This window comes from Corallococcus sp. AB030 (assembly GCF_003668965.1).
In the GTDB taxonomy this organism is placed as follows: Bacteria; Myxococcota; Myxococcia; order Myxococcales; family Myxococcaceae; genus Corallococcus; species Corallococcus exiguus.
Map to the genome: position 1 here is coordinate 33,715 of NZ_RAWQ01000031.1, position 21,897 is coordinate 55,611.

Consider the following 21,897-nt stretch of genomic DNA (forward strand, 5'->3'; position numbering starts at 1 on the left):
GCTTTTACACTGAAGTCCCGTTCGGCCGGGGCCGATTCAGCAGTTCGGCAATGGATTCCCCCGGCCATCGTCATGAGTGCAGCGGATATCGCGGCATGCCTCAGGGGGGAGGCTCACATGGACAGTGTTTCTCGTTTCCAATCGGGTCAGAACGGTATCCGCGTGTCTTCGGTTTCGGAGCCGGCGTCGCAGGCAACGACGTCCCAGGACTCCACCGCCGAGCGCACGCTCCGGGAGCTGTTCTTCCACAGCAGCTTCGAACCGCGGTCCCGCCCCTCGACATCCTCGTCCTACAGGGCCCTGGCCGAGAGCACGCCTCCTCCGGACGTGTCCAACCCGTCCGTGGCTGATTGGCAGGCCTGGTGCGAACAATTCAAAGGCAATGCGGAGGCCGAGCTCACCCGCAAGCGCGGCACCACCCTGCCGGACCCCGCCGCCGACCAGGCGATGCATGGTTCCCGCTCGCCCATGTATGCCGCGGGCCGCTCCACCGTTCCCGGCAACGAGAACGTCCCCGCCTTCTTCCAGGACTTCCCCGCCACCGGCGAGCGGCAGATGCAGCTCTACACCTTCTGCCGTCCGCCTCCAGGCCAGTCCGTGAAACCCGAGGACCGCAACCAGTGGGTGTCCTTCGAGGTGCACGGCGACATCTGCAAGGCCTACTCGGACAACACCTTCACCCATGGCCGGCAGGGCACCAACTCCCGCCTGGGCTACCCCAACTCCGGCCTCGAGGACGCCGTGAAGACCCGTCCGCCCTTTCTCGATGATCCGATGGTGAAGGCGTTCCGTGACGCCCGGGTCGCCTCCGGCAAGCCCGACGCGGTGCCCTTCCAGGAGTTCCAGAATGGCTACCTCGCCGACCTTGGCGGCAAGGTGCAGGCCTTCTCCAAGGATGGACAGCGCCTGGGCACCACGTGGCCCGGCGGGGACATGACCGCGGCGCCGACGCAGGACCCAGGGGGCGTCCAGCAGCCCACGGGCCCCTACGGCACCACCGGCTCGTTGAACGGGGACACCTCCTTCGGCAACGCGACGGTGCAAATGGGCACCTCCGCGAGCCACGGCGGCGCTGTGACCAGCCTCGTCTACGACGGCAAGGAGTACATCAACAACAAGGACCATGGCCGGCAGATGCAGGTGGCCTTCTCCCTGGACGGTTACAACGAGGCCCTGATGCCCACCGAGGCGGGGAGCCACCGGAACGGCACGGAGCCCATTTCCACGACGCAGGTGGTGGGCTACGGCGCGCAGCTGGGCCACATGACCAGCACCGTGCATCCCGCCTACTGGCTGGAGCCGGGAGAGGAGGCGGGCCCGTACAACGGCGTTTCCCACGCCAAGAACACGACCCTGGTCTCCGAGGATCTCATCACCAAGGACATCACCGTCGGCGTGGGCGGTCACGACAACGTCATCCAGTACGACAGCCACATCCACCTCGCCGCGCCCCACGACACGGCCTACGTCGAGGCCCCCACCACCTACGTCAACCGCGAGTTCGAGAAGCACTACCGCTTCGACCCGGCGACGGGCGAGTCGCGCGAGTACCCCCGGGTGCACTCGGAGGACCCGACGCCGGGCGGCTTCAAGGATGAGGCGGGCAACGTGCCGCTCATCGTCGCCACGGAGGACGGCAAGCATGCCATGGCCATCTGGTCGCCGGACGAGGCGCTGCCGGACCTCCAGTACCGCCTGCACCAGTTCGACCTCAACAACCCCACGGACGACTGCTCCAAGCTCAGCGTCACCTTCGGGATGTCGGGCGGCGTGCCGGAGGACATCAAGACGCGGAGCTACGTCATCGTCGGCACCGTGGAGGAGGTGAAGGCCCGGCTCGCGGAGCTGTACAATCAGAACCCCACCGGCGTGGAGCGCAAGTGGCCGGAGGACATGCGCTGACCGAAGCGGGTGTCGAGAGGAGGTCGTCCATGCATCGCGGTTCCTGCTTGTGCGGCGCGGTCCGCTTCACCGTGGAGGGCGAGCTGCCCGCCCCTGACGCCTGCCACTGCACCCGGTGTCGCAAGCACTCGGGCCACTACTTCGTCTCGACCGACGTGCCGCGCTCCGCCGTCACGATCGAGGGCGCGGACAAGGTCGGCTGGTTCCAGTCGTCCGAGAAGGCGCGTCGCGGGTTCTGCTCTGTCTGCGGCTCGTCGCTGTTCTGGGATCCGCTTCAACGCGATTGGATGGGAATCGCGTTGGGAGCCTTCGACACGCCTACCCACACCCGCATCGCCGTCCATGTCTACATGGCCAACAAGGGCGACTATTACGACGTGGCGGACGGGGTGCCGCGGTTCGACACGATCCCGCCAAAGTAGGTTCCCGCGGACGCCATGGGAACCGCCTTTAGCGGGAGGCCGCGATCCCCTTCAGGATGAGATCGATGCCGGCCAGGAACTCGGCGAGGTCATCGTGCCCGGGCAGTTGGGCGGCGAGCTTGCGGGTGAACGGATACTCATTCGCGTCGAGCTCCTTCCACCGGGCCGACACCGTGTTGAGGAACTCAACGCGGTCCACGGACGGATCGAGCATGCGGCCGTTCGCGGCATTCTGGATGCTCACGCCGACGATGTAGCTCATCAGCGTCGACCCCGCCGTGAACCAGGCTCTGTCTGAAAGCCCCATCGCCTGGAACTGGTGCCCGATGCGCTCGAAGATCCGCAGCATCGGAGACTCCCACGGGGCGCGAGAGAGCTGCGCGCCCACCCACGGATGCGCATCGACCGTCTCGAACACCGCGACGGCGAGCCCGCGAAGCGATTCCTGGGGCGTGGCGGAGGCGGGGACTTCGGGCAGCGCGCGGGCGATGACGACGTCGGCAGCGGCGTTCGCCCCGAGGTGCCGCGCGGCGAACTGCGGCGCATCCTCCTCGACTCGCTGCCTGACGGCACCGTGCAGTGGGGACGCAAGGTCACGTCTATCCGCTCGCTCGGCGGCGGGCAGCACACGCTGACGTTCGCGGATGGGGCGAGCGTGACGGCGAGCCTCGTGGTGGGCGCGGACGGCGCCTGGTCGAAGGTCCGGCCGCTGCTGTCCGACGCGAAGCCCGCGTATGTCGGCACCTCGTTCGTCGAGACCTACCTGCTCGACGCCGACGCACGCCACCCGGCCAGCGCGAAGCTCGTCGGAGGAGGAGCCCTCTACGTCCTCGCACCCAGCAAGGCCATCCTCGCCCACCGCGAGCCCCACGGCGTCCTGCACACCTACGTCGCGCTCAGCCGGCCGCAGGAGTGGTTCACGGACATCGACTTCTCCGACCCGAAGGAGGTGAAGGCTCGAGTCGCGGCGGAGTTCGACGGCTGGGCGCCAGATCTCACCGCGCTGATCACCGACGGTGAGACAGCCCCCGTCCTCCGGAAGATCCATGCGCTCCCGCCAGGACATCGGTGGACTCACGTGCCCGGTGTGACACTGCTCGGCGACGCCGCGCATCTGAACCCGCCCGACGGTGAGGGCGCGAACCTCGCGATGTACGACGGCGCCGAGCTGGGCAAGGCCCTGGCCGCGCACCGGGGCGACTTCGATGCCGCGGTCGCCGAGTACGAGGAGGCCATGTTCCTGAGGAGCGTGGATGCCTCAGCCGAGGCCGCGAGGATCCACACGCTCTGCTTCAACGATGACAACGCACCGCATGGGCTGATCAACCTGCTGACCGGCGGCGCCGCACCGGTCCGGGAGAGCACGTCATCCCGCGGGCAGTCCTGATGCCTGAGGTGCCGTGTCATTCCGGAAGTCTTGGGTTCCACCTGGGCTACGGGATGAAGGTCGGGAGAGCCCGCCCCTTCATCCAGGCGTCCATCATCCCGTCCTCGAGCAGCTTCCCGACGACGTGGTAGCGCGACACCATCGCCGGGGAGGTGAGCGCGTCCTCGCAGACGACCTTGGCTTCGCCCAGGTAGGACGAGTGACACATCCATACCTTCGCGCTGTCGTTCCAGAGGAACCCGACGTGGTAGTCGAGTCCGACGACGTAGAGCCCGGCACCGGCGTGACTCACTCCGTCGATGACTTCGGACACAGGACGGTCGCGAAACCGCCAGGTCTTCAGCGCGGGTGCCAGCGTCTTCACGATGTGCTCGGCGGGCTGTTGGGCCATCCGTACGCGCTCGATTCGGAAGCCCGCGTCCCGCAGTACGGTGGAGACGAAGTAGCCACAGGCAATGCTCCCTGTTCCGGGAGTCTGGCTGTGGCCATAGAACTCCCAGGGCGTGCCGTACCAGGCCGGCATCAGCTGCCGGGTGATGGCATCCAGTACGGTTGAACGGGCCTCGTCCCGCAGGGATGTGCGCTTGACGCCGGGCTGGTGCCACCGTGTGCCGAAGTCCTGTCGTCGGGCCTCCAACCCGGCGACCACCTCGGCATAGGGACGCTCTGGACTTGGGGGCTCGGGCTCCGCGTCGACAGGGGTCAGGGCGAGGAGCAGCAGGATGGGGACCATGCGCCTGTGGACGTCTGGGCCCGCACGGGGGTTCCCTGTGAGATGAATCAGAGCCGGCGCAGGAACGCGATCAAGTCGCTCTTCTGTTCAGGAGTGAGGGACTCCGGTGGGCCCTGAAGCATCCCGTCAAAGGAGTTCGAGCGCGACAGCGAAACCAGGGTCTGGGTGGGCGAGGGGCTCGCTGCGGACGGTCGCGGCATCCATGCGCCTGTGGCTCGCGAGCAGGCCCGCCGCTTGCGCGTCTCCGGAAAGGATGTGGCCGTGGCCGCCATCGACGCCGACAGGGCCCACGGCAATGAGCGCGAGGCGCAGATGGCCCAGCACCTGCTGAACGCCCGATCGGAGCGTCCCCAGGCCTGGACGCTGGTCCTCACGGGCAGCGTCCACGCGCGCACCACGGAGGCGAGCTGGGATGGCGACTTCGAGCCCATGGGCGCTCGCGTGGCACGTGTCCTGCCCTCGGTGCGTGTCCTGGACGTGGGCTTCCAGCGAGGCACCCAGTTCGCCTGCCGCTACAACGTCTGGAACGAGGGCGTGGAGTGCAACGTCTTCGGCATCAGCCCGGCGCTCGAGGCATGGCAGTCCTCCAAGCAGGCCGAGGGACTGAAGCTCTTCACGTCCCAGCAGCCTGACGGATTCCATGGCCGGCTCTACCTGGGTTCTCTGACCGCATCGCCGCCCGCGCTCACCACCGTCAACCCCGTGCCCTCGGGGCCTCGATGAAACTCCCGGAACGACTGACAGGTCTCAGCGCGGGAGGGAGCTCCTCGCGCCGATAGAGGCGAGGCTGGTGGCGCGTCCGACACGGGGAGCCTACCCTGCTGCCTCGGCGCTCTGCTCCTGCGCGAGGAGGATCAGCTTGGCGCGGCTGGGCACGGCCAGCTTGACGAAGACCCGCTTCAGGTGCGTCTTCAACGTGTTCAGCGAGCTTCCCATGTCCTCCGCGATGGTTCGGTTGTCCCAACCATTCAAGACGCGCTGAACCACGTCCAGCTCGCGAGGGGTGAGCCGCTTGCGCCACTCGGTGGGAACCTGAACGCTGTGAGACACCTCCTGGAACAACAGCGCCCAGGGCGTTCTCCCGGGATGGGCTGGCAACGGGAGGAACGTCACCTTCAAGCTCCGCCCCAGCCGCCGGAACGTCAGGACGTCCTGCCCGGCGAGCATCCGCTGTCCGGAGCGACTGAGCCGCTCCAAGGCGTCCAGGAGGACCTGGGGCAGGCCGAAGCGGCCACAGGGCTCATCCGGGAACCAGCGATGGAGCAGCGCCGTGGAGCGGGGCGTGCGCATCAGCTCGATGGCCGGTGGGCTCAGCACGATGCTCTCAAGCCCTGTATGGCGGAAGAGCTGGTCCAGGAGGTCTCCCTGACGGACCAGGTCTCCCAGCATGAGACAGTTGCGAACCGTTCTGGCCAGGATGGGCGTCAGGCGTTGAAGAAAGGCCTGCTCCTGCTCCGAGAAGGCCTTCCGGTTCTCCCGGTACAGGGTGAAGCCGCTGTGCCAGCCCAGCCCCATGTCCAGTGACACAGACAGGATGCGCTCCACCGGCATGTGCATCTCCCGGCAGTGCGCGTACATGGCGCTGTTCCTCATCTCCAGGCGCGACAGCATCTCGGACTCCCGCAGCACGGTGTTGGGCTGCTGGACCACCGCGGCGCTCACGAAGCACTCGTGTGAAATCTCCGGGTAGCGGTCAAAGAAGACCTGGGGCATGTCCTGGATCATGGGCCAGTCGTATTGACCGGGCTCACCGGGCCTGGACACGCAGAGCCCGCCAAAGTCCGCGGCCAGCACGCGCGACAGAATCCTGTGGGACTCGGAGAAGACCTCTTTCATGTCGAGTGAGCTGGTCAGCGCTGTCATGACATCCAACAGCACCTGCTCCCGCTGCATGGAATCCGGCTGGCCCTTCACGCGCATGACTTTCCTCCACGTCTGGATTCAAGCGTAAGCACGACGTTTGGGATGGTTTTACCATGCGGGACAGCGTCACCCCTATGGGTGATGCCCGCTTTCAACGGGTTCCCGTACTTTCCGCGAGATCCGTCGTCGAGTGGAACTCATGCGAATGCCAGTGACTGAACCGAGCTTGCCCGTGGGCAGGTGCTCACGGTGGTAACCCCGCTGTACGCCAAGGAGAGACTCAATGCGCAATCAACTGTTTGCATGCATTCTGGCTGTCAGTGTCATTCTGGTTGGAGGCAAGGCCGAAGCCCTTCCCGGCGGCTGGCACATGGGGGAGACGGGCAACAGGGTCATCCTCTACGATCAAAATCACGAGGCTGTCTGGGCTGGCTACTTCGATGAGGAAGGGAAGTGGCACGAGTCGACCTACACGCCCAGGGGCGACAGCTCGGGGGGCCAGGGCGAAACGATGGGCGACATCAATAGCTCGGCGGACTACGTCTTGGTGAACATCACGAGAAGGGTGGGAGGAATCGTCGTCTTTGACCCCACGAAGCGTGTGGTCGTCTTCGAGGTCCGTGGCGGTGTGGCGGCTGGGACAACCGTCAGGATTCCCGCGAACAGACTCAGCGACACCGTGCAACTGGTGGCCGCGGTCGACGACAAGGGGGCGGCACTCGACGTTGCGTTCTTCAAACGGGCGGTCTCCTGCGGCAGCAGGTCCTTCTGGGTCAGTCGCTAGCCCTCCGCGCAGTCAGCGCCCGGAGCTTCTCGGCTCCGGGCGTCCTGGATGGATGCCGGGTCTACAATGTGGGAAGAGTGCGGCCTACCCGAACGGCTCCCGGTGGATGACGCCGGGCCCTGCATCGGGTGGGAGCGTGCCATGTCGATTCCAGGAGCGATCGCTGTGTACACCTCGGGCTCGCACCCAGTGCCTCCCGTCGAGCAGGGTGCCATGGCAAGCACCCAAGTGGTGCGTTCACCGCTTGAGAGCGCCCTCCACTGGGTGGACACCCAGCAGCGTCCGGACGGCGCTCTCTCCATCACGTTCCGGGTGGTCACCTTTGAAGAGGAGGTGCTCACCCAAGTGGAGGAACAGGAATGGAATGTCGTGCCACCTTCCGCACGACTGGAGCCGGAACGTGTCCGGCACTTCCTCGGAGCGCTCGTCGAGGTGGTGAGCGAGGATTCGAGGCGGCTTGAATCGTCTTGGATTTCCGAACGGGACTCCCTGCGTCGCTCCGGTGCAAGGCAGCGTGAGAGCTTCGCGCGAATCCTGAGGGCGCACGTGGCCCGCGACTTCGGCTCCGATAGCGGAGACTGACGCGTGCACGAGTACGATTTGATCGCGGACTGGTATGCATCCCACCGCGCGGGCTCCATGGGCGTCCCGGAGGTGACGGCGCTCGCTGCCTCACTGCCGGCCGGTGCCTCGGTGCTGGACGTCGGCTGCGGCACGGGACTGCCGCTGACGCGGGTGCTGCTGGAGCATGGCTGCCATGTGATGGGCGTGGATAGCTCCCGCGAGTTGCTGGCGCGGTTTCAAGCGAACTTCCCCCACGTGCCGGTGAAGTGCGCGCCCATCCAGTCCTGTGAGCTTCAGGAGCAGGCGTTCGATGCCGCCATCGCGTGGGGCGTCTTGTTCCACCTGCGCCACGAAGAGCAGGAACAGGCAATCACCCATATCGCGCGGGCATTGAAACCTGGCGCCGCGTTCCTCTTCACCTCGGGCGACGCCCACGGCTCCATCGACGGCGAGCCGATGAATGGCGTCTCGTTCCGCTATCACTCGTACAGCGTCGACGGGTATCGCGACCTGCTGCGCGCGCACGGGCTCTCGCTGGAAGCGACGCACACGGACCCGGGCGGGAACGCCTACTACCTGTCGCGCAAGACGGGATCGGGCGGCTGAACGCCATCCGCGACGCACCGGCCGGAGGCGTTTGGATTGCGCCGTCCTGGGGAGTGAGCCGCGGACTGGCGCACGCTGCGTGCGGCAAGGCAGCCCCGCACGCGCTGCCGATGTCGCGACCTCCGGCGCGGTCCCGCTCATGCGTTGGCGGTCGCGCGCAGCGCCGCGAGGAATTGCTGCACGACCGGCGAGCCCGCCTGGCCGTCATACACGAATTCGACGTCGAAGCGGCCGTCGAGTTCGTCAAGCGCGACCAGTCGCACCGTGCTCGGGCACGTCGATGAAGTGCTCTCCGGCACGAACGCGTAGCCCATTCCAGCCGCGACGAGCCCGATGAGCGTCGGGATGTCGCTGCCGACTTGCGCGATGCGAGGCGTGAAGCCAGCCCGCCGGCACTGCTCGAGCAAGAACCGGTGATTCGCGGCGGACCGGAGCGGGTCGAACCAGACAAACGGCGCGCCTGCGAGTTCGGCCAGTTGACGGGGGGCGCGGAAGCGCTGGCCCGGCGTGGATAGCATCGCGAGCACGAACCGGTCGCGTAGCAGCCGCGTGCCTGACAGATGCGGCGCCTCGTCCTGCCGCCACGCCATGATGCCGCCATCAAGGTCGCCGTGTGCGATCGCGGTCGCCTGCTCGGCCGACAGCATTGGCGAGATGGACAGCATCACGTCCGGGCAGGCGTTCCGGAAGGCCTTGAGAACGTTCGACACCACAGGCAATGGGAAATAGTTCGGCAGCACGCCGAGACGCAGCTCGCCGAGTTGGCCAGCCGCGCTGCGCAGCGCACGTTCGCGGCTGCCCTGCAGCTCGGCGAGCATGCGCGTAGCGTCCTGCAGGAAGCTCACGCCGGCCGCGGTGAGCGCGATACCCGTCGAGCGGCGGATCAACAGCGGGGTGCCGATCGCCTCCTCAAGCTCGCGGAGCTGGCGGGAAAGCGCGGGTTGCACAATCCCGATTGCGCGGGCGCCGGCCATCACACTGCCGGCTTCGGCGACCGCCACGAAGTAGCGTAGATGGCGCAACTCGACCTGTCGCATGCAGTGTCTGTCCGTTCCGTGGATATGCCTGGAAGGTATAGCATGCTGCCGTGAATGGTATTGGAAGGTATGGGTGGCCCGGTCTAGGTTGGCCTGCGTCGTGACACCTGTCCGCGCGTCGCGGACGTTTGCCGCACTTCTTCGCATGCCACTCCATATCCAGACTCCCTACCTCCGTTCGCAAGCCGCGTCCCGCCGGCTCGGCAAAGATGTCCTGCTCAAGCTCGAGGCGATGCAGCCGTCCGGGTCGTTCAAGCTGCGCGGCGTCGGTGCGGTATGCGACGCGCGGCGCGCGGCAGGCGCCCGTCGTTTCGTGTCGTCTTCGGGCGGCAACGCGGGCATTGCGGTCGCCTATTCCGGTCGCGAGCTCGGCGTGCCCGTGCTCGTCGTTGTTCCGGAGAGCACGTCCGCGCGCGCACGCGAGCTGATCCGTCTCGAAGGCGCGGAGTTGATCGTCCACGGCGCTTCGTGGGCAGAGGCGAACACGTTCGCGCAATCCGTGATCGGCTCGCACGACGCGTTCGTGCATCCCTTCGACGATCCCGTGCTGTGGCAGGGCCATTCAACGATGATCGACGAGATGGCGGCAGCCGGACCGAAACCGGACGCAGTCGTGCTTGCGGTTGGCGGCGGCGGGTTGCTGTGCGGCGTGCTCGAAGGGATGGCGCGCAACGGTTGGGGCGATGTGCCGGTCGTCGCGGCCGAGACCCAGGGCGCGGACTGCTATGCGCGTTCGGTCGCGCAGGGGCGACCTGTCGAATTGCCAGGGATTTCGAGCGTCGCCACGTCGCTCGGCGCGAAGAGGCCTTGTGACGCCGCGGTTGAGTGGGCGACGCGCCACGCGATCGACACCATCGTTGTGTCCGATGCGGCCGCAGTGGCGGCCTCCCTGCGGTTTCTCGACGAACACCGGATTCTGGTGGAGCCCGCGTGCGGGGCCGCACTGGCCGCGCTCGACTCGGCGTCGCCGGCGCTTGCCGCCGCGTCACGCATCGCGGTGATCGTCTGCGGTGGCGTCACGGCTACGGTTGAGCATCTGCGGGCATTGGGCGGCCGGGAGCGATGAAACGGTGGAGCCCTCTTCGAGGGATGTCACATCCCGCGGAGGACCGGTGTCTTCAGGCCGACGGCACCCGATGCTGACACCGGAGAAGACATGACCTCGACCAGGATTCCCCCGAAGGAGCTCACCGGACTCCATGGCGCCATGGCGAAGTTGTTCGCCAGCCGGACGTTCGGCCGGGTCCCCAAGTCACTTGGCGTGATGTGGCACCACCTGCCGGTGCTCAAGGCCAGCATGGGCTTCGGGCAGAAGCTCCAGAAGTGGGACCAGTGCGATGAGAGCCTGAAGTCGTATGCGCACATGGTGGTGGCTTCGCTGGTGGGCTGCTCGTTCTGTCTGGACTTCAACTACTTCATGGCCCACAACCAGGGGTTGGACGTCGCCAAGGCGCGGGAGATTCCGCGGTGGCGGGAGTCGGCCGTGTTCACCTCCCTGGAACGGGAGGTGCTGGAGTATGCCGAGGCGGTGAGCCAGACGCCCCCCACGGTGACGGATGAGATGGTCGCGAGCCTGCGGGCGCAGCTGGGGGCCGCGGCGCTCATCGAGCTCACCACGGTCATTGGGTTCGCCAACCTGACGACCCGCTCCAACACCGCCCTGGGCATCGAGTCGGAGGGCTTCGCCGCCTCGTGTGGGCTGAAGCCGATGGCCCAGCCGAGCGCAAGGCCGGGGGAGGCGTCCACGTCATGACGTCCTCTCCCGATGCGGCCGGCGCTCCGCCAGGCTCGGAGGACCTCTTCGTCACCCAGCGCAGCCTGCTCTTCACGATCGCGTACGAGATGCTCGGCTCCGCGGCCGACGCCGAGGACGTCGTGCAGGAGACCTGGCTGCGGTGGGCGGACATCGGTGATGCAAGCCGGGCGGAGGTGCGCGACCCGCGCAGCTACCTGGTCCGGATCGTCACCCGCCAGGCGCTCAACCGGCTGCGCACGCTCACCCGCCGCAAGGAGGAGTACGTCGGCCAATGGCTGCCCGAGCCGCTGCTCACCAGCCCCGACGTCGCCGAGGACCTCGCGCTCGCGGAGAGCGTTTCCATCGCGATGCTCACCGTGCTGGAGACCCTGACTCCGGCCGAGCGGGTGGTGTTCGTGCTCCGGGAGGTCTTCGACGTGCCGTACGACGAGATTGCCCCGGCGCTCGACAAGACGCCCGCCGCCGTCCGGCAGATTGCCCACCGGGCGCGGGAGCACGTGGCCGCGCGTCGACCCCGGATGCAGGTCGGCCGGGCAGAGCAGCAGGCGGTCCTGGAGCGGTTCATGGCCGCGGTCAACTCCGGCGATTTGAAGAGCCTGCTCGACGTGCTCGCGCCCAACGTGGTGCTGGTCGCGGACGGCGGCGGCGTGGTGACGGCGGTCCGGGCCCCGATTGTCGGCGGCGATCGCGTGGCCCGGCTCCTGTCCCGCTTCCCCACGCTCGCGCCTGGCGCCCGGAGTTCGACCATGTGGCTCAACGGAGCGCCCTCGCTCCGTGTCGACATCGATGGAAACCTCGACACAGCAATCAGCGTCGTCGTCGAGAGCGGCCGGATCACCCGGATCTATGCCATGCGCAACCCTCAAAAGATGGGCCGGCTCGGCGAGCAGGTGACGCTGAGCCGGTAGCGGCCTGAGGCCTAGCTTGCATGCGTCACCTTCTCGAAGCGGCGATCCGGCACCAGCCACATCAGCGCGGCCAGCACATAGATTGCCTCGGAAAAATGCCCGTTGAAGAAGGCGCTGACGATGCCGGCCAGATAGAAGAGCGGTGAAATCTTGCCCTTGAAATCGCGCCCGACCGCCAGGGCCAGCGCCGACTGCTGGCCTTGCATCACCACCAGGCGGGTTTGCAGCAGCCTCCATGCGAAGGCGCTCATCAGGAGCACGAAACCATAGAGCGCCAGCGGCACGGCCGAGAAATGGTTTTCGCCCATCCAGCCGGTGGCGAAGGGGATCAGCGACAGCCAGAACAACAAGTACAGGTTCGCCCACAGCACGCCGCCGGTGACATGGGCGATGGTGTGCAGGAGATGATGGTGGTTGTTCCAGTAGATGCCGATGTAGATGAAGCTGAGCACATAGCTGAGGAAGACGGGGATCAGCGGCCGCAGGTCGGCCAGTTGGCTGCCGTGCGGCACCTTGAGCTCCAGCACCATGATGGTGATGATGATGGCGATGACGCCGTCGCTGAACGCTTCCAGCCGGTGCTTGTCCATGCTGCCCCCCATGCACGCTTCGAGTCCGCTGGCCCAGGATAGGCGGAATGGGGGCCCGCTCGCATGCGGTCAGGTCCGCTCTGCAAGATGGTTCAAGGTGTCCATGTCCTCCGCGCTCAAGGTGAGCTCCGCACTGGCGAGGTTCTCCCGGAGGTGTGTGATTGACGACGTACCCGGGATGAGAAGCACGTTGGGGGACCGGTGCAGGAGCCAGGCCAGCGCCACCTGCATGGGTGTCGCGCCCAACCGCGCGGCCACGTCGTTCAGCGCGCTCGACTGCAGCGGCGTGAAACCGCCCAGCGGGTAGAACGGCACGTAGGCCGTACCCGTGGCGGCGAGCTGGTCGAGCAGGGCGTCGTCACTCCGGTGCGCCAGGTTGTAGTGGTTCTGCACGCAGACGATCTCGGCGACCTTGCGGCCCTCGGCGACCTGCGTCGGCGTGACGTTGCTCAAGCCGATGTGGCGGATGAGGCCTCGCTGCTGAAGCTCCGCGAGCGCGGTGAGCGGCGCCTCGATGGAGCCTTCCACCGGGCCCGCGGCGCTGAACATCGCACGGAAGTTCACGACATCGAGCACCTCGAGCCCGAGATTGCGCAGGTTGTCGTGGACCGCGCGTTCGAGGTCAGCGGGGGAGAACGCGGGCTCCCACGAACCGTTGGGCCCGCGGACCGCGCCGACCTTCGTGGCGATCACCAGACCATCGCGATACGGGTGCAGCGCCTCACGGATGAGCTGGTTGGTCACGTGGGGGCCGTAGATGTCACTGGTGTCCAGATGGTCGACGCCCTGGGCGATGGCCTCTCGCAGCACCGCGACCGCCGCCTTGCGGTCCCTGGGCGGGCCGAAGACGCCGGGGCCGGAGAGCTGCATCGCGCCGTAACCCACGCGGCGAACGGTGTGTGTGCCAATGCGATAGCTGTTGGAGATGTGATGGTGGGCCACGGCGAGGCTCCTTCGTTGTTCGAGGTTTCCCACTCGTTTACGCAAGGAATCACTGCGCGACTATCGGTGGCAATCCGCACAGGTCGTGCGAAAATCCGCACGGTGATGGATGACCTCTCTGATCTCACGGCGTTCCTGGCGGTCGCTCGCGAGGGCGGATTTCGCAGCGCGGCTCGCGCGTCTGGCACGAGCGCCTCCCGTTTGGGTGATGCGATCCGCCGCCTTGAGTCCCGTCTGGGCGTTCGCCTGCTCCACCGGAACACGCGCAGCGTGACGCCGACGGACGCTGGGGCGCGTTTGCTCGAACGGCTCACACCAGCGCTGGGGGAAGTGCGGTCCGCGCTGGACGTGGTGAACACCTTCCGTGACCGGCCCGCGGGGCGCTTGAGGCTCAATGTGCCCATCGCCGCCGCGCGCCTCATCCTCCCTCGCATCGTGCAGCCGTTCCTCGCGAAGTACCCCGACATCTCCATGGAGGTGACCGCCGAAGAGCGGCTCATCGACGTGGTCGCGGAAGGCTATGACGCCGGGATCCGCTACGAGGAGCGCCTCGAGCAGGACATGGTGGCGGTGCCCATCGGGCCACGCACGCAGCGTTACGCGGCGGCCGCCTCGCCCGCATACCTCGAGCGTCGGGGCCGGCCGAAGCATCCTCGCGAGCTGCTCGAACACGACTGCCTGCGCGGGCGCCTGCTGAGTGGACCGGTGTATGCGTGGGAGTTTGAACGTCGTGGAGAGACGATCCACGTCGAACCCAAGGGGCCGCTGCTCTTCAGCCTCAACACGAGCACCGACCTCGCCGTGGAGTCCGCGGTCGCGGGCGGTGGAATCGTCTATCTGTTGGAGGACTGGTTGCGCCCGTACATGGACCGGGGAGAACTGGAGCCCGTGCTCGAACGGTGGTGGCCGAGCTTCTCGGGGCCCTTCCTCTACTATTCAGGCCGGAAGCACCTGCCGGTGCCGCTGCGCACGTTCGTCGACTTCATCAAGTCGACACCGTGGAGCTGACATTCAAGACAGTCGCTGGCGGCCTGGAGGCCTGGCGCGAGGCTGCGCGGCGCGCCGTTCTTCCGGAGCCGCCTCGCCAACGTCGAGGTGCGTCCGCAGCCAGTGTGCCATGGCTTCCGCCTGCTCCTCGCGGAGGAAGGAGTCGATGGTTTCCCGGCGCGCTTCGCCGTCGGCGGTGACGTGTTCGAGCGTGAGAGGGTAGCGGTTGACGCTTCCCCGTTGGTTCCCGCGAACCGGCGGGTCGACGCGGATCGCCCGCACGTCGCGCCACCGTAGGTCGAGCCGGTGCTTCCGTCCGGAGACGGGCGGCAGGGAAAGACTGCGCGCCTGGACGTGGAGGCGCAGATCGTAGCGCCCGGCCTTCCGCCATGCGCTCGACAGCCGTCCGGTGAGCACACCGCAGGCGATGACGACCCCCCAGGCCCCCACGCCCACGATCGCCGGTGCGTTGTGTCCCCCGGTGACTCCTCCGAGCACGCCGCAAAGGAAGGCGGATCCACCCAAGGCCAGGAACACCCAGATGGTGGTCCCCATCTCCGTGAGCGTCACGCACTCGCTGCCGTCCTCCCGGACGAAGGTGGGCACGTGCGGCGGCTCTGGCCTCCAGCTTCGCGACACCATGATCCACGGCCAGATCGCCAGCAGATTGAAGGGCAGCAGGAACATGAGCATGAACAGCTCCGCGCTCCCGGGGCCCGGCTGCAACACCGCCTCCGATGGCTGAGCGGGGCGGTAGTACACGGGGATGCTGGCCCCCACGGGGTAGCGCGTCACCAGCGCCTCCACGGGCTCGAGGTCCCCCGTACTCCATGAGTACAAGCGGCGCTTGCCGCCCTCATGGGACTGTCCGGCGACGGAGTAGGTGTAGGCCAGCTTCAGGCGATAGGTGGTGCTCTTGTTCGAGCGCACCGTCTCCACCTCGCTCCGGGTGATGGTGCCCTGCACGGTCGGCCAGCTCGAGGACTGCGCCTGGAGGACCGCGGTGGATACGACAAAGAAATCCGCGGCCAACATGCCGGCTGTCAGCGGCAACAGGACCAGGAGCCACAAGGCGGAGGATGTCGCGCGAGATGACATGGCCCCAATCTACAGGGTGGCTCCGGAATGAACGAAGCGGCCTCTCCTTGACGCACTCCTGATGCCGCGAACAAATTCTGGCCGGGCACAGCGCCTTCCCATGGGCGGTCGAAGACGAGGGGTTCTCGGTGCGCATCCTGAAATGGCTCGTTGGTGGCGTGGCCTTGTTGCTGGGCGGGGCGTTCGTCTGGGGCAGGCAGCGGGTGTCGCGGGCGTGCGCGGCACGCGTCGAGGCCCTGGCGCCGTGCGCGGCGAACCAGCTCATCACCGGCGGGCCCCATGAGGAGAAGCTCACCGGAGGCACGCTGATGGCGGAGTTCCATGCGCGCCGGCCATTCGTGCCATTCGCCAATGCCTCAGGCGCAGCCTGATCGAGGACAGACCGTGGAAATCCGACACCTCTCCGCCCCCGCCTGGTCGGCGTTCAAGGCCTGGCTGCTCAAGTTGCACGGCGTTCCCATCTCCCACCTCCGGCTCCTGACCGGCGGCTGTCCGGCGGAGGAACTGCCCGCGCTCGCGAAGGAGCTCAAGCGCGTGCGGGCCGACTTCAAGAAGCGCCCCAACGAGGTCTCGGCCCCCGCGGATGAGCGCCTCCGGAAGGACTACGCGGCGCTCGGTGTGCCCTGGTCCGCGTGGAGCGAGGTGGCGAGCGAGGTCCAGCGCGACCTGAAGCGCAAGCGGTACGCGCGCTGGACGGGGGCGGATGCGCTCGAGTTTCCCGAGGGGCCTCCCGCCGGGGACCTGGTGACCGTCTTGTTGTTCGGAGGCGTGGAGCAGGCGCGAGCCCATCTGCTGCGCCGCGCGTCGCTCGCCGCGGGCTCGCTGGAGGCGCTGTGGTGCCGCTGGCTGGCGGGGGAGCCGCTCGAACCCGAGACGCTGCGCTCGTTCGCGGGCGCGCCGGAGCAACTCGCGGAGCCCCTCTACACTCCAGGCATCGAGGAGGTGCTGCCGCTGTTCTTCGTCGAGCCCGACCCCGCACGCGCCGAGCGGGCGCTGGAGGTCGCCTCGGCCCAGATGGGCTCGTCCCGGTCGCAACCGTTGATGGACTTCCTGCGCTCCCTGCTCGGCTTGTGGCGTCAGGACACTCCGGTGGAGGAGGTGAGGGCGCGCTTCGATGCGTATGTCGCGACCGTCTCGCCCTCCGACGTCGGCCATCTGACCGCGCCCGCCTATCTGTATGGCCGATACATCGAGGCACTCCCTCCGCACGCGCTGCTGGAACAGGTGGGCTCGCGTCTCGAGCGCATCGCCGTGCCGGCCAGGGTCGCCGATGTCCAGCCCGTCATGGAGGCCCTCGCCGCGCTCGAGGAACTGACGGCCATGGGCCTGGGCCTCCGCGTGGAGCAGCGGCCCGGGGATGTCCTCCTCTCCGCCCAGGATCCGGAGACTGGGGGAGGGGACGAGTTCTTGTAGCGCCGCCGTCTGCGATTGGCGTCAGCCGGAGCGGGTGGACTGTCGAGTTGATGCGATGCGCAGCGAGCACACTTCGAGAGTTGTCTTGAGGATAGAACGCATGGGGCCCCGTTGAGGGAGGCGGGCTGAACCCGTTCATCCACAACGTGGGGCCTGTATGCTTATCGAGGCGCGACATCTCCGGATGTCGCGCCTTTCCCTCAAGGAGCCCCATGTCCTTCTTCCGTCAGTTGTTCGCCGCGACCCTCCTCGCCGCCTCCGTGGCCTCCGCGGAAGCCCCGAACGCGAGCCACGAGGAATCCTCCTCCAGCCAGGCCATGCTCGGCCCCATCTGTCATGAGAGCATTTGCGACACGGACCAGGACTGCCGGAACTCCTGCCCCAGCGCTCGCACCGCGACCTGCGTCCAGAACACCTGCGAGTTCACCTACACGGGCGGTGGCGGTGGCCCTGGTGGTCCGTTCTGCACCGAGCAGATCTGCACCGAGAACTGGGAGTGCAGCTGCAACGGCGTCGCGGGCTACTGCGGCTCGGACTGGACCTGCCACTTCTGACGCCGGGCTAGCGGCAAGCGAAACGCGTTACGCGGCAAGCGCCGGGCCGAACCATCGGGTCAGGGCCTCACGCAGACCCTGACCCGTGCCCTCCCCGACCCACGCGACGTGTCCGTCCGGTCGGATCAGCACCGCGACGGGCGCCGTGACCGAGCCGAGCACCGGGAGCTCCCACGCCCCCGTGTAGCGCGCAGCGACGCACCGAACCCGGTCCGCCCAGGGCGTGCCGTCGAGCGTGCCGGGCTCGCCCAGGTCGAGCAGCACCGGCCGCGCGTCGTGCAACAGGTGGAACACGCGCCGGGGGCCGTCGGCGGTGACCAGGTCGAGGTCCGGCATGCGGCGCCCGAGCAGCGGGTGTCCGTCGCCCAGGTCGTAGCGGACGTCCAGCCCCGACATCATCGCCGCGTATTCCTTGCGTGGCCCGTCCATCCGCAGCAACTCAGACAGCGTCTCGCGCACGGCGTCCATGCGCGCGTCACCGCGGCTCAGCGCGGTCTGCGCCATGGTCTTGCGCAGCGCACGGGCCGCGACGGGGTGCCGCTCGGCCTGGTACGTGTCCAGCAGGTCCTCCGGTGAGACGCCGCGCACGACCTGGGCCAGCTTCCACCCCAGGTTCACGGCGTCCTGCACTCCGAGGTTGAGCCCCTGTCCGCCCATGGGCGAGTGCACGTGGGCCGCGTCACCGGCCAGGAGCACCCGCCGGTCCCGGTAGGACGCTGCCTGCCGCGTCATGTCGGTGAACCTGGAGAGGTACGTGGCGCCGCGCAGGCCGTAGTCCGTCCCGTGGAGCGCGACGAGTCCCTCGCGCAGAGTTTCGAGGGTCGGTGCGTCGCCCGTGCAGACCTGCTCCTCTCTCAGCACGACGCCCACGCGTCCGTCCTCCAGCTTGCCCATGGCGTAGGTGCCCTTCTCGTCCCGGCGGATGCCGAACGTCGGCGCTCCGGTCATCTCGACCTCGGCGATGAGGTAGCTGATGGACGCGTCCCACCCCGGGAACCCGATGCCCGCCTGCTTGCGGACGAGGCTGCGACCCCCGTCGCACCCGACGAGGTACTTCGCCCGCAGCGCACGGCCGTCGGACAGCGCGACGTCGACGCCGGTGTCGTCCTGCGCGAAGCCCGTCACCTCGCACCCACGGTAGATGGGCACCGCCAGCTGGGCCACCCACTCCGCTAGGATGCGCTCGAAGCGCTCCTGCAAGAGCGCGAGCCCATGGTTGTGACGCGTCGGGAAGTCGCTGAGGTCCAGGGGCGCCTGCCCGAACGCGACGTTCTGGACCGCTTGCCCTTGCGAGGTGAAGCGCTCGACGACCCCGCGCTGGTCGAGCACTTCCAGGCTGCGCGCGTGCAGGCCGCGCGCGCGAGAGCCGGCGACCTCCTGACTGGCGCGACGCTCGACGATGGCCACGTCCACCTGCGCCAACGCCAGCTCCGCCGCCAGCATCAGCCCGGTCGGGCCTCCTCCTGCAATCACCACCGCGTGCTGCGTCACCCTGTCCGTGTGCATCTCTCCGACCTCCCGCTCGTGGACCGAAACGGGCGATGGTGGAGCATGGCCGGGGGGGCTTGCGGCAACACCCGGGGTCTGGCATTTGCTGGCTGTGGAAAGAGCGGAGAGGGCTGCCGAGGCGAACCCGAGCCCGTGCCCGAATCAGGGTGGCCGTGGTTTGCTTTCAACCCGTCCCTGCGGGGTTGGGCTTGTCATCAACTCCTCACACGCCACGGCCCACGCACGCTTGCCGGGGTAGAACGCCTCGTGGAGGTACGCCCAACCGTACCGTCTTCTACAGTCGCCCCGAGGCAGCAGCCTCCATGCCGCCAATCTGGCGGACGGTGGGGATATCCAGACCGTGAGCTCGGGCAGCGCCAGGAACCTGGGGCTGGCCTGGATGCCCGCGGAGTCGCCACGGCGCCCCTTTCGCTCCCCGAGGTTTGATTCTCTCGGGGAGTGGGGAGCGCGTGGCCTACGGATGCTTCACTCCGGCGTGACCTTGAGCAGCTTGCCGTTGGTGGCGTCGGTGAGCAGGTAGAGGGCGCCTTCGGGGCCCTGCACCACCTCGCGGATGCGCGCGTTCAGGTTCTTGAGGAGGTGCTCCTCGCCCACCACGCGGTCATTGCGCACCATGAGCCGCACCATCGTCTGGGCGGCCAGGCCGCCGATGAACATGTTGTTCCGCCACTCGGGGAACAGGGTCCCGGAGTAGATGGTCATCCCGGAGGGCGCGATCACCGGGTCCCAGTAGTACACGGGCTGCTCCATGCCCGGAGCCTGGGTGCTCTGGTGGATGGGCGCGCCGGAGTACTCCTCGCCATACCCGATGGTGGGCCAGCCGTAGTCCTTGCCCGCCTCGGGGCGGTTCACTTCGTCACCTCCCTGCGGCCCCATCTCCACCGTCCACAGCCGGTTCTGGCTGTCGAGCGCCGCGGACAGGACGTTGCGGTGACCGATGGACCAGATCTCCGGCTTCGCCTCCGGGTTGTTCAGGTACGGGTTGTCCTGGGGGACGCTGCCGTCGGGATTGATGCGGACGATCTTGCCGAAGTGGCTCTTCACGTCCTGGGCCTGGACACGGCCCGCGAGGATGGAGCGCTCCCCGAGCGTGACGAACAGCTTGCCGTCCGGGGTGAACACCATCCGTCCCCCGGAGTGCAGCGTCGACTCGAGCGTGGGCATCATGCGGAAGATGACCTGGACGTTCTCCACGCGAGGCTGCGCTCCGTCCACCAGCCGCGCGCGCGCCACCGCCAGCCCGTTGCCGCCCGTGCGGGGCTCGGTATAGGTCCAGTAGATGCGCCCGCTCTCGGCGTAGTCCGGGCCCACCTCCACGTCGAGCAAGCCGCCCTGACCGCGCGCGTCCACGGCGGGCAGGCCGCTGACGGCGGGGGACTTCGCGCCCTGCTGCGTGACGATGTAGAGCGAGCCGGTGGCCTTCTCCGTCACCAGCATGCGCTGGTCCGGCAGGAAGGCGATGGCCCAGGGGTTCCTGAAGCCCGAGGCAATCTCGGTGACCTGGAAGGGCGTCTTCGTCTGGATGGCGGGGACGCGCGTCTGCCCGGGGAAGGCCGGCGTGTTTTCAGGCACGTTGGGCGGGCCCCGCGGAACCGGGGGGCCGCTGGGGAGCGGATCTTCCGGGGCGCCCGCGTCTTCAGTGACGCCCGCGTCTTCAGTGACGCCCGCGTCTTCAGTGACGCCCGCGTCCTGTGGGGGAACGCCCGAGTCCTGCTGCGTGACGCCCGAGTCCTGGGGTGTGGGTTCTGGATCCTCCTGGCAACCGACCAGGAGGGTGGCGACGATGAGGGACGTTGTCAGGATGCGCATGCGACTCACTCCAGAGGGGGAAAAGGAGGAAGGGTCGAACATCTCGTTCTTCGGGTCGACTGGGAAGGGCGCGTTACGCCGGGTGGTGGTGGTGGACATCCGACTGCGCGTCCCTACACTCCGCGGGCACTGCGACCCTTCGCGGGTCGGAAAGGACGAAGTGAAGACGATGAGGAACCCGCTTTTCGGCTGTATGGCCTCCGCGCTCATGACCCTGGCGGCGACGCCCGCGCTGGCTCAGCTCCAACTGCCGGCCCCCAGTCCCGCGGCGAAGGTGTCGCAGGCGGTGGGTGTCTCCGAAATCTCCGTCGAATATTCCAGCCCCGGAGTGAAGGGCCGGAAGGTCTGGGGCGAGCTGGTCCCCAATGACAAGGCGTGGCGCAGCGGCGCCAACGCGGCGACGAAGATCACCTTCAGCCACCCGGTCACCTTCGGCGACAAGGCCGTCCCGGCCGGTTCCTATGCCATCGTCAGCCTGCCCTCGCAGAAGGGCTGGAAGGTGATGCTGAACACGGACCTGGGCCTGTGGCGCGGCGCCGCGCCCTATGACGCCTCCAAGGACGTGGCCTCGGTGAGCGCCACCACCGCGGCGATTCCGGCGCGCGAGCGCCTGACGTACCTCTTCACCGACACCACGGACACCAGCACGCGGCTGGACCTGGAGTGGGAGAAGCTGCGCGTCTCCGTGCCCATCACGGTGGACACCGCCGCCTTCGCGAAGGCCAACATCGAGCAGGCGGAGAAGAGCGCGGCCAGCATGCACGCGAACGCGGCCTCCTACCTGGCGGGCACCCCCCAGGACCTTCCCGCCGCGCTGAAGCACGCCGACGCGGCCGTGGCCGCCAACCCCACGTGGTACGCCCACTGGACTCGCGCGAACGTCCTGTCGCAGATGGGCAAGTACGCCGAGGCCCGCAAGGCCGCACAGACCGCGTGGGACCTGGGGCAGAAGGACAAGAACTTCTACGCCCGTGATCAGGTCACCCAGTCGCTGGCGGAGTGGAAGAACAAGAAGTAGCCCGCTTTCGCTCCC

Annotated in this window: 24 protein-coding genes and 1 pseudogene; 16 read left to right on the forward strand and 9 right to left on the reverse strand. The window is 67.8% G+C overall.

The annotated features are described in order from the left end of the window. The first annotated feature begins 162 nt into the window (after positions 1–162). Complete coding sequence (locus D7Y15_RS10725; RefSeq protein ID WP_121752488.1) at positions 163–1,902, forward strand: hypothetical protein; 1,740 nt, start codon at positions 163–165, stop codon at positions 1,900–1,902. A gap of 29 nt (positions 1,903–1,931) precedes the next feature. Beyond that, positions 1,932–2,324 (forward strand): GFA family protein, encoded by a 393-nt coding sequence (locus tag D7Y15_RS10730; RefSeq protein WP_120575055.1) that lies wholly within the window; start codon positions 1,932–1,934, stop codon positions 2,322–2,324. Between the two features lie 28 nt (positions 2,325–2,352). Here D7Y15_RS10730 and D7Y15_RS10735 read toward each other — a convergent pair whose 3' ends face one another. Then, positions 2,353–2,742: a TetR/AcrR family transcriptional regulator C-terminal domain-containing protein gene (locus D7Y15_RS10735; RefSeq protein WP_158629037.1), complete on the reverse strand. Its 390-nt coding sequence runs from the start codon at positions 2,740–2,742 to the stop codon at positions 2,353–2,355. Here D7Y15_RS10735 and D7Y15_RS10740 point away from each other — a divergent pair. Then, complete coding sequence (locus D7Y15_RS10740; RefSeq protein WP_121752489.1) at positions 2,719–3,711, forward strand: NAD(P)/FAD-dependent oxidoreductase; 993 nt, start codon at positions 2,719–2,721, stop codon at positions 3,709–3,711. The genes D7Y15_RS10735 and D7Y15_RS10740 overlap by 24 nt on opposite strands. A 46-nt stretch (positions 3,712–3,757) precedes the next feature. Here D7Y15_RS10740 and D7Y15_RS45630 read toward each other — a convergent pair whose 3' ends face one another. Next, positions 3,758–4,444 (reverse strand): hypothetical protein, encoded by a 687-nt coding sequence (locus D7Y15_RS45630; protein ID WP_233604891.1) that lies wholly within the window; start codon positions 4,442–4,444, stop codon positions 3,758–3,760. A 261-nt stretch (positions 4,445–4,705) separates the two neighbouring features. On the opposite strand from D7Y15_RS45630, the gene D7Y15_RS10750 reads away from it, so the two are divergent. Next, on the forward strand, positions 4,706–5,167 hold the full coding sequence (locus tag D7Y15_RS10750) for a hypothetical protein (protein WP_233596689.1): 462 nt from the start codon (positions 4,706–4,708) through the stop codon (positions 5,165–5,167). 90 nt (positions 5,168–5,257) lie between these two features. Here D7Y15_RS10750 and D7Y15_RS10755 read toward each other — a convergent pair whose 3' ends face one another. Continuing rightward, positions 5,258–6,364 carry a helix-turn-helix transcriptional regulator gene (locus D7Y15_RS10755; protein WP_120575057.1) on the reverse strand — a complete coding sequence of 369 codons (1,107 nt, stop codon included), beginning with the start codon at positions 6,362–6,364 and terminating at the stop codon, positions 5,258–5,260. 226 nt (positions 6,365–6,590) lie between these two features. Here D7Y15_RS10755 and D7Y15_RS10760 point away from each other — a divergent pair, with 226 nt between their 5' ends. The 3 genes from D7Y15_RS10760 to D7Y15_RS10770 all read left to right on the forward strand — a co-directional run bounded on the left by D7Y15_RS10760 (position 6,591) and on the right by D7Y15_RS10770 (position 8,261). Next, positions 6,591–7,091 carry a hypothetical protein gene (locus D7Y15_RS10760; protein ID WP_139915017.1) on the forward strand — a complete coding sequence of 167 codons (501 nt, stop codon included), beginning with the start codon at positions 6,591–6,593 and terminating at the stop codon, positions 7,089–7,091. 141 nt (positions 7,092–7,232) lie between these two features. Further along, positions 7,233–7,673: a hypothetical protein gene (locus D7Y15_RS10765; protein WP_199745913.1), complete on the forward strand. Its 441-nt coding sequence runs from the start codon at positions 7,233–7,235 to the stop codon at positions 7,671–7,673. Positions 7,674–7,676: 3 nt separating this feature from the next. Then, positions 7,677–8,261: a class I SAM-dependent methyltransferase gene (locus D7Y15_RS10770; protein ID WP_121752490.1), complete on the forward strand. Its 585-nt coding sequence runs from the start codon at positions 7,677–7,679 to the stop codon at positions 8,259–8,261. A gap of 137 nt (positions 8,262–8,398) precedes the next feature. Here the strand turns inward: D7Y15_RS10770 and D7Y15_RS10775 are convergent, their stop codons facing one another. After that, entirely contained in the window at positions 8,399–9,298 is a 900-nt protein-coding gene (locus D7Y15_RS10775; protein ID WP_121752491.1) for a LysR family transcriptional regulator, read from the reverse strand. Between the two features lie 145 nt (positions 9,299–9,443). Here D7Y15_RS10775 and D7Y15_RS10780 point away from each other — a divergent pair, with 145 nt between their 5' ends. From D7Y15_RS10780 to D7Y15_RS10790, 3 genes are all read left to right on the forward strand, one after another. Continuing rightward, entirely contained in the window at positions 9,444–10,364 is a 921-nt protein-coding gene (locus D7Y15_RS10780; RefSeq protein WP_121752492.1) for a pyridoxal-phosphate dependent enzyme, read from the forward strand. 90 nt (positions 10,365–10,454) lie between these two features. Continuing rightward, positions 10,455–11,051 (forward strand): carboxymuconolactone decarboxylase family protein, encoded by a 597-nt coding sequence (locus D7Y15_RS10785; protein ID WP_120575062.1) that lies wholly within the window; start codon positions 10,455–10,457, stop codon positions 11,049–11,051. Further along, positions 11,048–11,962 (forward strand): RNA polymerase sigma-70 factor, encoded by a 915-nt coding sequence (locus D7Y15_RS10790; RefSeq protein ID WP_121752493.1) that lies wholly within the window; start codon positions 11,048–11,050, stop codon positions 11,960–11,962. Before D7Y15_RS10785 ends, D7Y15_RS10790 begins: the two co-directional genes overlap by 4 nt. Positions 11,963–11,973: 11 nt before the next feature. On the opposite strand, the gene D7Y15_RS10795 is transcribed toward D7Y15_RS10790, so the two are convergent. Together D7Y15_RS10795 and D7Y15_RS10800 are read right to left on the reverse strand one after the other, a co-directional pair. Beyond that, positions 11,974–12,552, reverse strand: a complete 579-nt coding sequence (locus D7Y15_RS10795) for a TMEM175 family protein (protein ID WP_121752508.1) — start codon at positions 12,550–12,552, stop codon at positions 11,974–11,976. 69 nt (positions 12,553–12,621) lie between these two features. Next, positions 12,622–13,494 carry an aldo/keto reductase family oxidoreductase gene (locus tag D7Y15_RS10800; protein WP_121752494.1) on the reverse strand — a complete coding sequence of 291 codons (873 nt, stop codon included), beginning with the start codon at positions 13,492–13,494 and terminating at the stop codon, positions 12,622–12,624. A gap of 105 nt (positions 13,495–13,599) precedes the next feature. On the opposite strand from D7Y15_RS10800, the pseudogene D7Y15_RS45635 reads away from it, so the two are divergent. Beyond that, positions 13,600–13,773: pseudogene (locus D7Y15_RS45635) on the forward strand (LysR family transcriptional regulator); the annotation flags it as partial. A gap of 51 nt (positions 13,774–13,824) precedes the next feature. Next, complete coding sequence (locus tag D7Y15_RS10805; RefSeq protein WP_233604893.1) at positions 13,825–14,502, forward strand: LysR substrate-binding domain-containing protein; 678 nt, start codon at positions 13,825–13,827, stop codon at positions 14,500–14,502. A 3-nt stretch (positions 14,503–14,505) separates the two neighbouring features. On the opposite strand, the gene D7Y15_RS10810 is transcribed toward D7Y15_RS10805, so the two are convergent. Then, complete coding sequence (locus D7Y15_RS10810) at positions 14,506–15,579, reverse strand: DUF3592 domain-containing protein (protein WP_121752496.1); 1,074 nt, start codon at positions 15,577–15,579, stop codon at positions 14,506–14,508. 128 nt (positions 15,580–15,707) lie between these two features. Here D7Y15_RS10810 and D7Y15_RS10815 point away from each other — a divergent pair, with 128 nt between their 5' ends. The 3 genes from D7Y15_RS10815 to D7Y15_RS10825 all read left to right on the forward strand — a co-directional run bounded on the left by D7Y15_RS10815 (position 15,708) and on the right by D7Y15_RS10825 (position 17,546). Beyond that, entirely contained in the window at positions 15,708–15,950 is a 243-nt protein-coding gene (locus tag D7Y15_RS10815) for a hypothetical protein (RefSeq protein WP_121752497.1), read from the forward strand. A gap of 13 nt (positions 15,951–15,963) precedes the next feature. Further along, complete coding sequence (locus tag D7Y15_RS10820; RefSeq protein WP_121752509.1) at positions 15,964–16,992, forward strand: hypothetical protein; 1,029 nt, start codon at positions 15,964–15,966, stop codon at positions 16,990–16,992. Between the two features lie 212 nt (positions 16,993–17,204). Next, on the forward strand, positions 17,205–17,546 hold the full coding sequence (locus D7Y15_RS10825) for a hypothetical protein (RefSeq protein WP_120575070.1): 342 nt from the start codon (positions 17,205–17,207) through the stop codon (positions 17,544–17,546). A 27-nt stretch (positions 17,547–17,573) separates the two neighbouring features. Here the strand turns inward: D7Y15_RS10825 and D7Y15_RS10830 are convergent, their stop codons facing one another. Both D7Y15_RS10830 and D7Y15_RS10845 read right to left on the reverse strand, forming a co-directional pair. Beyond that, the gene (locus D7Y15_RS10830) at positions 17,574–19,052 is read right to left on the reverse strand and encodes an FAD-dependent monooxygenase (protein WP_121752498.1); all 1,479 of its coding nucleotides are present in this window, start codon (positions 19,050–19,052) and stop codon (positions 17,574–17,576) included. 468 nt (positions 19,053–19,520) lie between these two features. Then, positions 19,521–20,864, reverse strand: coding sequence for a PQQ-dependent sugar dehydrogenase (locus tag D7Y15_RS10845; RefSeq protein ID WP_120575073.1), 1,344 nt, complete (start codon positions 20,862–20,864; stop codon positions 19,521–19,523). A gap of 160 nt (positions 20,865–21,024) precedes the next feature. Here D7Y15_RS10845 and D7Y15_RS10850 point away from each other — a divergent pair, with 160 nt between their 5' ends. Then, the gene (locus D7Y15_RS10850; protein WP_121752510.1) at positions 21,025–21,882 is read left to right on the forward strand and encodes a DUF2911 domain-containing protein; all 858 of its coding nucleotides are present in this window, start codon (positions 21,025–21,027) and stop codon (positions 21,880–21,882) included. The last annotated feature ends 15 nt before the right edge of the window (positions 21,883–21,897 follow it).